Origin of the sequence: Nocardioides sp. (assembly GCF_031422975.1) — a bacterium.
In the GTDB taxonomy this organism is placed as follows: Bacteria; Actinomycetota; Actinomycetes; order Propionibacteriales; family Nocardioidaceae; genus Nocardioides.
Map to the genome: position 1 here is coordinate 1 of NZ_JANPEO010000103.1, position 12,256 is coordinate 12,256.

Here is a 12,256-nt window from a genome sequence, read left to right on the forward strand (position 1 = left end):
CCTGGATCGCGGACCAGTACTCATGGATGACGCGGAAGATCCGCCGCCGCGCCATCAGCCAAGGGCAGTACTACGCCTGGCACGACAACGGCTGAACGTCCTCTCATGCCTGCAGGCTCAGGCGGCTTTCAGTGGCGGCGGCAACCGATGAGCGCCACTCTCCGTCCCATGACCATGACATCGAGCGCATGGCGCGTTTCCGTAGTGGGCCCCCTCGCCATGGCGCTGCTTTCGTGTAGCTCTAACACCAGCCCAGTCGCGACGCCGCCTTCGCCCGCCACTACAACGGCTACGCACGCGGCCAACAAAGAGGTGACCGGCCGGGCAAGAGCCGCTCTCACTGAGGTAGGAGCTCAGCGCTTGGTGACCAAGCCAGGCTACGACGCTGAGGTCAACACTGCCTTCGGAGGAGACTGGCGCGGGCATCCGCTCGTCGCGTACGTCGTCCCTACGTCAGCGCTGCCCTCGTCCAGCGAACTCACGGTGGTCGCCCGACACCACATCGGGGGCCGATCGGTTGATGTAGTGGTCGCCCAGGACAGTGCGACGCGGATGCTTCGGTTCGTCCTAGGACCCGATACCTGGCTGCTGGCCCCGCGCGATGGCAGGACGGTGAGCGTCGCGCTGGTGGAAGCCCTGCTGGACAGTCGCTCCCCCCGGACCGAGTCTTCCTCGGCACCAGCCACGTCTGCGCCAACCACAGAGTCTCTGCCCACAGCAACTCCCTCCGGGAAGGGTGTGCGCGTCGCCATTCGCTCGCACTGCGGGGTTCTCAGTCTCATGTCCCAGGGTCACCTGTGGCTCGCCGATCCACCGCTCGGAGATCACAACCCACCGCCAGGCTGGGATGAGAACGTGACGAAGGGGGTCCTGCTGGAAACCGGCTCAGGACGTGCAGCCTTCGAGGGTGACGGGGGGCAGCGCGCGTCGTTTCGACGTGCTCCGCACGGTGCCGAGGACCCCAACGCTGGATGTGAGTAGGACCGCCTGAGCCGTCGAGTGGGCCCGGGCATCGAGCCGAGAAGACATCCGCTTCTGCCGCGACACCGACGAGCCTCAGACCCCGTGCAACCGACGCGCGGCCTCGGCGATCGAGCCGCTCAACGACGGATAGACCGTGAACGCCTGCGCGAGCTTGTCGGCCGTCAGCGACTCGGCGACCGCGAGCGAGACGACGTGGATGAGCTCGGAGGCACGGGGACCGACGACCACTCCCCCGACGATGATGCCGGTGCCGGGTCGGATGAAGAGCTTGACGAAGCCGTCGCGCACGCCCTGCATCTTGGCGCGGGCGTTGCCGGCGAGTGGCAGCATCACGACCTGCGCCTGGATCTCGCCGGCGTCGACGGCCTGCTGCGACCAGCCGACCGTCGCGATCTCCGGGGCGGTGAAGACGTTGGAGGAGACCTTCTTCAGGTCGAGCGGGCCCACGGCGTCACCGAGGAAGTGCCACATCGCGATCCGGCCCTGCATCGCGGCCACCGAGGCCAGCATCAGGACGCCGGTGCAGTCGCCGGCGGCGTACACCCCGCGAGCGGACGTGCGGGAGACGCGGTCGACCGAGATGAAGCCGCCCTCGTCGGTTTCGACACCGGCGTCCGCCAGCCCGAGGTCTGCGGTGTTGGGGATCGACCCGAGCGCCAGGATGCAGTGCGAGCCGGTGACCTCGCGACCGTCGGTCAGGCGCACGGTCACGATGTCTCCGGATCGGGTCACCGACTCCATCCGCGACCGGCCGAGCACCTCCATCCCACGACGGATCGACACTTCTTCGAGTACGGCGCTGGCGTCGGCGTCCTCGCCCGGCAGCACGCGGTCCCGGGAGCTGACCAGGGTCACCGGGATGCCGAGCGCGAGATAGGCACTGGCGAACTCGAGGCCGGTCACTCCGGAGCCGACGACGATCAGCTTCTCCGGGACCTCGGTCAGGTCGTAGACCTGCTCCCAGGTGAGGATGCGCTCCCCGTCGGGCTGGGCGCTCGGCAGCGTACGTGGCGCGGCGCCGGTGGCGATCAGGACGGAGTCGGCCCGCAGGGTCTCGTCGCCGACGGTGACGGTCAGGTCGGGACCGAGACGGCCACGGCCCTTGACGACGCGGACCCCGTCGCGGTCGAGCCGCGTGGCGATGTCGGTGGACTGGTCGGTGGCCAGCTGCTTGACCCGGGCGTTGATCTTGGCGAGGTCGACACGGATGGTGCTCGCGGCGTCACCCTCGTGGTCGGCGAAGTCGATGCCGAGCTCCGCCGAGTCGGCGACCTCGGTCATCAGCTCGGCGGTGGCGATCAGGGTCTTGCTCGGAACGCAATCCGTCAGGACGGCCGAGCCACCGATGCCGTCCGTGTCGACCACGGTGACCTGAGCGCCCAGCTGGGCAGCCACGTGCGCTGCCTCGTAGCCGCCAGGGCCACCGCCGATGATGACGACGTGATCAGACATGCAGGGCCGTCAGAGGTTGATCATGTGGCCGGAGATGCCGTGCACGGCTTCCTTGACGGCCTCGGTGAGGGTCGGGTGCGCGAAGATGTTGCGCGACACCTCGTCGGCGGTGAGGTCCCACTGCTGGGCCAGGGTCAGCACCGGCAGCAGCTCGGTCACGTCGGGGCCGATCATGTGCGCGCCGATGATCTCGTTGTGCTCGCCGTCGGCGACGACCTTGACGAAGCCGACGGCCTCGCCCAGACCCATCGCCTTGCCGTTGGCCGAGAAGGGGAAGGTGGCCGTCTTGACGTCGTAGCCCTTCTCCTTCGCCTGCGCCTCGGTGTAGCCGAAGGAGCCGATCTGCGGCATGCAGTAGGTCGCGCGCGGGACCATGTCGTAGTTGATCGGCATGGTCTCGGCGCCGTTGATGGTCTCGGCCGCGACGATGCCCATCGCCTCGGCGACGTGGGCGAGCATCATCTTGCCGGTGCAGTCACCGGTGGCATAGACGCCCGGCACGTTGGTGCGCATGTAGTCGTCGATCTCGATCGCGCCCCGGTCGGAGACCGCGACGCCGATGGACTCCAGGCCGAAGCCCGCGACGCGCGGCGCGAAGCCGAAGGCGGCCAGGAACTTGCCGGCCTCGAGCACCTGCTCGTCCCCGCCGGCAGCCGGCGCGACGGTCACACGCACGCCCGACCCGGTGTCCTCGACGTTCTTCACGGCGGTGCTGGTCAGCACCTTCACGCCGAGCTTCTTATAGTGCTTGGCGAGCTCCTTGGACACGTCAGCGTCCTCGGTGGGGACCATCCGGTCGAGGAACTCCACGATCGTCACGTCGACGCCGAAGTTGGCCATGACGTAGGCGAACTCGACGCCGATGGCGCCGGAGCCACCGATGATGATCGACTCGGGGAGCTGGTCGGTGAGGATCTGCTCCTCATAGGTCACGACGTTGTCGGAGAGCGTCACCCCCGGCACCAGCCGGACGGTCGCGCCGCCGGCGATGATCAGGTTGTCGAAGGTGTACGGCGTCGTGGTGCCGTCCTTCAACTTGACGTCGACCGACGTCGGGCTGGTGATCGTGCCCCAGCCGTCGACCTCGGTGATCTTGTTCTTCTTCATCAGGAAGTGGACGCCCTTGACGATGCCGGCGCTCACGTCGCGCGAGCGCTTGTGGGTCGGTCCGAACGCCATCGTGGCGTCGCCCTCGATGCCGAACTTCGCCTTCTCGTGCTGGAGCGTGTGCGCCAGCTCGGCGTTCTTCAGCAACGCCTTGGACGGGATGCAACCGACGTTGAGGCAGACACCGCCCCAGTACTTGTCCTCCACGACCGCGACCCGCTGGCCGAGCTGTGATGCGCGGATGGCGGCGACGTAGCCACCGGGGCCGGCGCCGAGGACGAGGGTGTCGAAATGCGTGTCGTTCACGGGCCACACCCTAGCCGCCGGAGCAGACCTCGCTACCCTTGCCCCGTGACGCTCTATGCCGCCTACGGGACCAACCTGGACCCGGGCCGCATGGGCGAGAGATGCCCCCACTCCCCCCTGCGCAGCACGGGGTGGCTCACGGGCTGGCGACTGACGTTCGGCGGCGAGGAGCACGGCTGGGACGGCGCCCTCGCGACCATCGTCGAGGACCCCATCGACCAGGTGTACGTCGCGGTCTACGACGTCACTCCCGAGGACGAGACGGAGCTCGACAGCTGGGACTCCGCCGACACCGGGCTCTACCGCAAGACCCGGGTGCGGGTGAAGACGATGAGCGGCGAGGTCGTCGTGTGGGCCTACGTCCTGGACGCCTACGAGGGCGGCCTGCCGTCCGCGTCCTACCTCGGCGTGCTCGCCGATGCCGCCGAGGCGGCCGACGCCCCGGTCGACTACGTCGCCGCGCTCCGTCGTCGGGCGTGCCGCTCCACCGGTCTCTAGGTCACGTCCTGCCGAAGTGCTCCACGAGTACGTCGACCACCTCGGCGGGCGACGGCATGCGGGCGATCTCCGCCGACACCTCGCGTGCCCGGTCGCGGAACGACTCGTCGCTCAGCAGCCGTGACATCGCCTGCGTGACCGACTCCGCGCTCACCTCGCCGGGGCCCAGCACCAGCGCCGTGCCCGACCGCGAACCGCCTGCGGCGTTGCGGAACTGGTCGGCCGCCAGCGGCAGGCACAGCTGCGGCCGACCGGCGGCGAGCGCACCCAGGAACGTGCCCGAGCCTGCGTGCGACACGACGACGTCGCTGCGCTCCAGCACCTCCGGCTGGTCGACCCACTTCTCCACGTGCACGTTGTCGGGCAGCTCGCCCAGCGCGCCCGGGTCACCGTCGGGGCCGACCGCGACGAGCAGTCGGACGGGGAGGGCTGCGAGCGCCGCGACGACGACCGGCAGGATCGGCGCGTGGTTCTGGACCGTGCCGAGGGTCAGGTAGACGAGCGGCGGACCGTCGTCCGGTGACCTGTCGGCGCCGCGGGAGACCGGCCGCAACGGCTGGACGGACCGGATGTGGTCCATCGCGACCGACTGCACCGACGACGGGCAGATGTCGAGGTAGAGCGAGGTGAAGCAGCCGGCGTAGGGCGCGGGGTCCTGGCCGTGTGCCGTCCAGAGCGGTGCGATCTTCTCGGCGGCCGCCGCCACCATCTCCCCCGGGATCGCCCCACCGAAGGAATGCGTCACGCTCGGCGTCCCCAGCACCGCACCCACCAGCGGCGAGGCCAGCTCACCGTGCTCGTGGATCATCAGGTCGGGCTGCCAGTCGCGCGCGAGCGGCAGCAGGTCGGCCACCATCGGCGGTGTGAGCAGCTCGCCGAACATCGAGGGATACATGAAGGCCGCACGCTCGGGTGGCGCGATCGTGGCTGCGATCGCGTGCAGCCTCCCCAGGGCCTTGAAGAACTCCGGTCCCGCCGCGCCGGCGGGAGCCGCGTCCAGCCCGGCTGCGGCTACGTGCCGGGTCGCCTCGGCGCTGGTGGCCCACAGCACGTCGTGACCGGCGTCCCGGAACGCCCGTGCGAGCGGGAGCATCGGGAAGATGTGGCCGTAGCCCCAGGTCGAGGAGAAGAGCACCCGCACGAGACCACCATCCCCCGGACCGCCCGAGTCACCGATTGGCGAGGTGGGTACTGGTCCTGGCCGGGAGTCTTGCGCATGTTGCCCGGCCCCGGCATCGCCAAGACGTTGTACCTCCCTGTCAGCGGCCCTCGAGCCAGGCGGACAGTGCCACGTCGACGATCCCGGCCCGCGGAAGGTCGGGCACGGACGCGATCGGCACCCACTCGGCGTAGTCGGTCGACCCGCCGACCTCGAGCGTCCCCAGCGTGCCGCCGACGACGCGCGCGGTGTAGACGATCCGCAGCGAACGCAGGAAGCGGTCGGTGTGGAGGACCCGCTCGTCCGGCGACAGGACGAACGAGTCGACGGTCAGCAGCCCGGTGAGCTCGACGTCGAAGCCGGTCTCCTCCCGGACCTCGCGCACCGCTGCCTCGGCAGTGGTCTCCGGCAGGTCCACGCCGCCGCCGGGCATCGACCAGGCCGGCACGCCGACGCCCTCGCCGTTCCACCAGGACAGCAGGATGCGATCGTCGTCCACGATCACGGCGTACGCCGCGACGCGGGTGTCGTAGTCGTAGAACTCGAGGTCGACGGGCATCTCGTTGCGGTGGGGCGGCACGGGGCCATCCTGCCCTTCCTGCGTTGCCATACCCATACCTGATCTGCATCCGCGTCGTTGACCACCCATGCGCCGTACCGCCCTGACTGCCGTGACCCTTGCCCTGATCGTCGCGGGCTTCGGGGCCCACGAGGCCGACCGGCCGGCTGCGGCCGCCGACGGTCCTCGATCCGCCGTCGCTGCGGGCGCTGGCCTGCGTGACGTCATGTTCGTCGGCAACAACTGGGCCGGCACGGCCTCGATCGTGGACGCACACACGCACAAGGTCCTCAAGCGCGGGGTGGACCTGATTCCCGACAAGGACCAGGAGCTCGCCGACATCCGGAGCGACCCGGTCGACCTGGCCTACTACCTGTTCATCCAGCAGGGTCCGGGCGAGGGCCACGACCAGTACGTCGACGACATGTTCACCACCAAGGACGGGCGCTACCTGGCCGTGAGTCGGCCGAGCTTCGCCGACGTCGTCTGGATCGACATCGCCAAGGCCGTCGCCGGCGAACCCGACGCGATCGTCCGCGAACAGCAGATGGACGGCCAGCGCACGGACCACATGGGGCTCTCCCCCAGCGGCAACCGCCTGCTGGTGTCGGACTCGACCTCGCGCCAGGTGGTCGAGTTCTCGATGGTCGAGCAGACCACGCCGAGCGGTCGGACCATCACGGTGGGTGACCGGCTGCGCAGCTTCGAGTCGGGCGAGACCCCGCACGAGAACAACTACTCCGCCGACGGCAGCCGGATCTTCCACGCCTCGATCGGCAAGGTCTACACACCGGGCGACGAGACCGGCCTCGGACCGATCAAGATCGGTCCCGTCCACGACGAACTCAAGGGCGACCGCTGGTTCGAGATCGTGCGCACGTCCGACTTCGACGTTGCCCGGCGGTGGGACATGGGCAAGGAGCTCGCCGAGGCGGGCCACCCCGACATGAGCTCGGCTGTTCGCCCGATGGCCATCGCCCCCGGTGAGCGGTTCATCTACTTCCAGGTGTCCTACTTCCACGGGATCGTCGAGTTCGACACCACCGCCAAGGACCTCAACGGCACCGTCGACTACTCGACCGGCACCGAGCCCGAGCCACGCACCGGCGCCGTACGCCGTGTCATCCCACTGCCCAACCGGGTGCCCGACATGCCCCTCGAGCAGTACGTCAACGACTCCGCGCACCACGGCCTGTCGATCGACGAGGCCGGTTCGACCCTGTGTGCCGCCGGCACCATGGACGACTACGTCGCCCTCGTCGACCGCTCGAGCACTCGTCGCAAGATCTTCGACCTGGCCTCCACCGGGCACGACTACGCGAAGCCCTACTGGACGACGCAGGGCCCAGGCGACACCTGCTGGGTCTCCCTCAGCGGCAGCGACGCGGTGGCCGTCATCGACTTCAGGACCAAGCAGGAGCTCGCCTTCCTCCCGGTCGGCGACCATCCGCAGCGGGTCCGCCTCGGCGTCGTCCCCAGGGCCGTCGTCGCCACCTGGTGAGGAGCCGGTCGACGCCATTCGTCGCTGCTGATAGACCGCCCTCGTGCCGGACACCTCCGAGCGGGACGAGGACCAGGGCGCCGCGAGGACAGGGCCGGCCCGGACGAGGCGCCACGCGACTTCGCGCCCCGGATCCGCGACGCGGTCGCCGCGCTGCTCGACGAGGACCAGACACGTGGTGGGAGGCCCGGCGACGGCGGGTCTGGCGGCACTAGGATCACCCGCGTGACCGACCCCAAGACCCTTGCCCAGCAGGCCGCCACCGAGCTCGCCGCACTCACCGGCATCGAGCGGCACGACGTCGCGCTGGTCCTCGGCTCCGGCTGGCTGCCGGCCGTCGACGCCCTCGGACAGGCCACCGCGGAGATCAGCACCACCGATCTCCCGGGGTTCCACGCCGCCGGCGTGGTCGGCCACTCGGGCAAGATCCGCAGCATCGGCGTCGGCGACAAGCAGGTGCTCGTCTTCCTCAGCCGCACCCACTTCTACGAGGGCAAGGGCGTCGCCGCCGTCGTCCACCCGGTCCGCACCGCGGCCGCTGCGGGCTGTCGCGCGATCGTGCTCACCAACGGGTGTGGCGGAGTCAAGGACACCTTCCGGCCCGGTCAGCCGGTGCTGATCTCCGACCACATCAACCTGACGGCGACCAGCCCGATCGAGGGGGCCAACTTCGTCGACCTCACCGACCTCTACTCACCGCGCCTGCGTGGGCTGTGCAGGGAGATCGACCCGACGCTCGACGAGGGCGTCTACGTCCAGTTCCCCGGCCCGCACTACGAGACACCGGCCGAGATCGGCATGGTCCGCGCCATCGGCGGCCACCTGGTCGGCATGAGCACCACGCTCGAGGCGATCGCGGCCCGCGAGGCCGGACTGGAGGTGCTGGGCATCAGCCTGGTCACCAACTTCGCCGCCGGGATCAGTGGCGAGCCGCTCAACCACGAGGAGGTCCTCGAGGCGGGCAGGGCCGCGGCCGGTCGGATGGGCGACCTGCTCGGCCAGATCGTGCCGCGGATCTGATGCGCATCCTGGTCACGGGGGCGGCCGGCTCGATCGGCCGCGTCGTCACCCTCGGCCTGTGCGACCGCGACCACGAGGTGGTCGGGCTCGACCTCGTCCCGGAGCCCGAGGGCTTCACCGGCAACTGGCACACCGTCGACTGCGCCGATGCGGACGCGGTCGATGCCGTGTTCGACGAGGAACGCGTCGACGGCGTGGTGCACCTCGCAGGGCACCCCGGGGAGGCCGCCCTGCCCGCGTCGCTGACGTCGCACGTCCTCACCACGGCGGCGCTGCTCGACGCGTGCGTGGCCCACCGGGTCAGCCGGTTCGTCTACGCCAGCTCCAACCACGCGGTCGGGCGGACGACCCGAGCGTCGCTGGCCGACGGGGTCCTCTCCGACGATGCGCTCCCGCGCCCGGACACCTTCTACGGCGTCGGCAAGGTCGCGGCCGAGGCGTTGATGAGGTTGTACGTCGACCGGCACGGCCTCGACGCCGTCGCCTGCCGCATCGGCTCCTTCCTCGACGAGCCCGGCTCCCTGCGTGCGTTGTCCACGTGGCTCTCCCCCGACGACTGCGTGAGGATGGTCGAGGCGGCACTCACCGCGCCGGCACCGGGCTTCGCGGTGCTCTACGGCATCAGCAACAACACCCGTGCGTGGTGGGACCTCGAGCCCGGACGGAGACTGGGCTACCAGCCCCTTGACGACGCCGAGGCGTACGCCGGCCGGGTGGCCGCGGCCGAGTCCGACGAGGCGGAGGCGGCCCACGTCGGTGGTCCGTTCGCGGGCGAGGAGTTCTACCGCCCGGCTCTCGATCTCCGCTGACGACGCCATGACCGAGCCCCACGAGACCTTCCTCGACCTCCTCTACACCGGTGCGGCTCGCGCCGACTTCGACCGGCTCGTCGAGCAGCAGCCCGAGCGGGCCGGCGAGTACGACATCGCGCTGCGGTTGCGCGACCTGATCGCCCGCCACCGGGCGCGCGAGGCCGAGCTCTCGGCGCTCTACGAGACTGCCCACGACCTGACGGCGATCCGCGACCTCGACGAGATCCTCACCGCCATCGTCCGACGCGCACGCCAGCTCCTCGGCGCCGACATGACCTACCTCTCGCTCAACGACGAGGTCGAGGGCGCCTCCTACATGAAGGTCACCGATGGCGCGCTGACCCGGGAGTTCAAGTCCCTGCGGCTGCCCCTCGGCACCGGGCTGCTCGGGCTGGTCGCGCAGACCGGGGCGCCCTACTTCACCGAGGACTACCAGACCGACGAACGCTTCGTGCACCGCCACTACATCGACGACGCGGTGGCCGGTGAGCGCATCCGGGCCATCCTCGGCGTGCCACTGCTCGTCGAGGGACGGGTGATCGGTGCGTTGCTCGCCGTGCACCGCAGCGTGCGCCGCTTCCCCTCCGAGGAGGTGTCGCTGCTGATGTCCTTCGCCGCACACGCGTCGGTGGCGCTGGAGAACGCCCGGCTCTTCGCGCGTCTGGACGAGGCGAACCGGACGATCTCCGCCCACGCCTCCTCGGTGGAGGCAGCCGCCCTGGCCCACGAGCGGATGACGGACCTGCTGCTCGCCGGGGGCGGCGTGGCCGAGGTCGTCGACGTGCTGGCGCAGGTCCTGGGCGGCGACGTGGCCGCGTGGGATCCGGACGGCCAGCTGCTCGCCGGCACCGACGTGGCCGACCACGATCGGATCGTCGAGGCCGCGCGCGAGTCGGCCCGCTCGGGGCACGCGATCCAGGCGGACCGGGCCTGGGTCGCCGCCGCCGTCGCCGCCGGCGAGCACGTCGCGACCGTCGTCCTCCACGGGCGCACCGCCGGACTCGACGCCGTGGAGCAACGCACGCTGGAGCGAGGTGCGCTCGTGACCGCGCTCGTCCTCGTGTTCGCGCGGAGCGTCGCGGAGGCCACCGAGCGGCTCGGTACCCAGTTGCTGGTCGACCTCGTCGAGGGTCGCGAGCTGGACCCGGACCGGCTGCGCGAGCGCGCACGCCGCCACACGTTCGATCCCGACGCCGATCTCGTGCTGGCCACCGTGATCGTGGACGCCGAGCGTGGCACCGCCGCCCGCTGCGCCGCCCGCCTCGCCCTCCAGCACCGCGGCATCTCCGCGGAGCACCACGGCGACCTCCTGGTGCTGGCACCCGCCGCGGACGCGTTGAGCTTCGGCCGCGCCGTGCGCGACGCCCTGGGCGAGCGGGCCACCGTCGGGGTGGCCGCCACGACCGTCGGTGGAGTGCCCGCGGCGTACGACTCCGCGCATCGCGCCGCGACGGCCCTGCGCGCCCTGGGCCGCACCGGAGACGTGGCCGACGACTCCTCCCTCGGCCTGGCGAGCCTGCTGCTCGGCGATGCCTCGCCGGAGGCGGTGTCCCGCTACGTCGAGACCACCCTGGGTCCGGTCCTGGCCCACGACGTGCGGCGGGGTACGGCGCTGCTCGCGACCCTCGAGGCGTGGTTCGACCGGGCGGGCTCGATCGCGGCGACGGCGGAGGCGGTGCACGTGCACCCCAACACCGTGAGCCAACGGCTGGGCAGGATCGGGGAACTGCTCGGCCCGTCCTGGCGCGAGCCGGCGCGTTCGCTGGAGGTCCAGGTGGCCCTGCGCCTGCTCAAACTGCAGAAAATGTGACGCCACCCCCACAAGCTGAGCAAAAACATGTGTGCTCCGCACATGGCGACCCTGGGCGGGCCCCACCTAGCGTGAGCGCCATGACCGAGAGCCACGTCACACCAGGACTCCATGGGCGCACGGCCGTCGTCACCGGCGGCGCGAGCGGCATCGGTGCCGCCGTGGCCACCCGGCTCGCCGAGGCCGGCGCCAGCATCATCGTGGTCGACCGAGACGCCCACGGCGCCGAGCGCGTCGCCGACCTGGTCCGGGGCAAGGCCATCACGCTCGACCTCAGCGACGGCGAGGCGGTCAGTGCGGCGATGGAGGGCATCGACGCCGACATCCTCGTCAACAACGCCGGCATCCAGCACGTCGCGCCGATCGTGGACTTCGAGCCCGCCATGTTCACCACCATCCACGCGGTGATGCTGGCTGCGCCGTTCCGACTGGCCCGCGCCCTGCTCCCGGGCATGTATGCCCGTGGCTGGGGGCGACTGGTCCATGTCTCCTCCGTGCACGGACACCGCGCGTCGGCGTACAAGAGCGCCTATGTGAGCGCCAAGCACGGGCTCGAGGGACTCTCCAAGGTCATCGCCCTGGAGTCCGCCGAGCACGGCGTCACGAGCAACACCGTCTGTCCCGGCTATGTGCGCACGCCCCTCGTGGAGGGGCAGATCGCCGACCAGGCCAGGACCCATGGCATCGCCGAGACCGAGGTGATCGAGCGCGTACTGCTGGAGCGCTCCGCTCTCAAGCGCCTCGTCGAACCCGGCGAGGTCGCCGAGGTCGTCCACTTCCTGTGCACCGACGCAGCCCGGTCCATCACCGGCAGCTCCCACCTGATGGACGGCGGTTGGACCGCAGCCTGACGCAGCACCCCCCAGACCCCGAGTCACCCCGAGAAAGGCACCATCGATGACCACGTCCACGCAGTCACCCGGCAGTCCCGCCCCCGCGACAGAGCCAGGGCAGACCAACATCGTCAAGGTCGTGTTCGCGTCCCTCATCGGCACCGCCGTCGAGTGGTACGACTTCTTCCTCTACGGCTCGGCCGCCGCCCTGGTCT

10 protein-coding genes are annotated in these 12,256 nt (G+C 70.4%); 6 read left to right on the forward strand and 4 right to left on the reverse strand.

The genetic code is table 11. The features are described 5' to 3' along the window. Positions 1-1,056 precede the first annotated feature (1,056 nt). Positions 1,057-2,436: an NAD(P)H-quinone dehydrogenase gene (locus RMO85_RS03360; protein ID WP_310526463.1), complete on the reverse strand. Its 1,380-nt coding sequence runs from the start codon at positions 2,434-2,436 to the stop codon at positions 1,057-1,059. Positions 2,437-2,445: 9 nt separating this feature from the next. Continuing rightward, complete coding sequence (lpdA, locus tag RMO85_RS03365; protein ID WP_310526464.1) at positions 2,446-3,849, reverse strand: dihydrolipoyl dehydrogenase; 1,404 nt, start codon at positions 3,847-3,849, stop codon at positions 2,446-2,448. Positions 3,850-3,894: 45 nt separating this feature from the next. Between lpdA and RMO85_RS03370 the strand changes: the two genes are divergently transcribed. Next, positions 3,895-4,347 (forward strand): gamma-glutamylcyclotransferase, encoded by a 453-nt coding sequence (locus tag RMO85_RS03370; protein WP_310526465.1) that lies wholly within the window; start codon positions 3,895-3,897, stop codon positions 4,345-4,347. A gap of 1 nt (position 4,348) precedes the next feature. On the opposite strand, the gene RMO85_RS03375 is transcribed toward RMO85_RS03370, so the two are convergent. Both RMO85_RS03375 and RMO85_RS03380 read right to left on the reverse strand, forming a co-directional pair. Next, complete coding sequence (locus RMO85_RS03375) at positions 4,349-5,488, reverse strand: glycosyltransferase (protein WP_310526466.1); 1,140 nt, start codon at positions 5,486-5,488, stop codon at positions 4,349-4,351. A 118-nt stretch (positions 5,489-5,606) separates the two neighbouring features. Then, entirely contained in the window at positions 5,607-6,086 is a 480-nt protein-coding gene (locus RMO85_RS03380) for an NUDIX hydrolase (protein WP_310526467.1), read from the reverse strand. A gap of 91 nt (positions 6,087-6,177) precedes the next feature. On the opposite strand from RMO85_RS03380, the gene RMO85_RS03385 reads away from it, so the two are divergent. From RMO85_RS03385 to RMO85_RS03405, 5 genes are all read left to right on the forward strand, one after another. Continuing rightward, the gene (locus tag RMO85_RS03385; RefSeq protein ID WP_310526469.1) at positions 6,178-7,566 is read left to right on the forward strand and encodes a serine/threonine protein kinase; all 1,389 of its coding nucleotides are present in this window, start codon (positions 6,178-6,180) and stop codon (positions 7,564-7,566) included. Positions 7,567-7,791: 225 nt separating this feature from the next. After that, positions 7,792-8,586 carry a purine-nucleoside phosphorylase gene (locus RMO85_RS03390; RefSeq protein ID WP_310526471.1) on the forward strand — a complete coding sequence of 265 codons (795 nt, stop codon included), beginning with the start codon at positions 7,792-7,794 and terminating at the stop codon, positions 8,584-8,586. Next, a complete protein-coding gene (locus RMO85_RS03395) occupies positions 8,586-9,395 on the forward strand; it encodes an NAD(P)-dependent oxidoreductase (RefSeq protein ID WP_310526472.1) in 810 nt (269 codons plus the stop codon). Before RMO85_RS03390 ends, RMO85_RS03395 begins: the two co-directional genes overlap by 1 nt. Before the next feature lie 7 nt (positions 9,396-9,402). After that, positions 9,403-11,208 carry a GAF domain-containing protein gene (locus tag RMO85_RS03400; RefSeq protein WP_310526473.1) on the forward strand — a complete coding sequence of 602 codons (1,806 nt, stop codon included), beginning with the start codon at positions 9,403-9,405 and terminating at the stop codon, positions 11,206-11,208. 80 nt (positions 11,209-11,288) lie between these two features. Then, positions 11,289-12,059, forward strand: coding sequence for a 3-hydroxybutyrate dehydrogenase (locus RMO85_RS03405; RefSeq protein WP_310526474.1), 771 nt, complete (start codon positions 11,289-11,291; stop codon positions 12,057-12,059). The last annotated feature ends 197 nt before the right edge of the window (positions 12,060-12,256 follow it).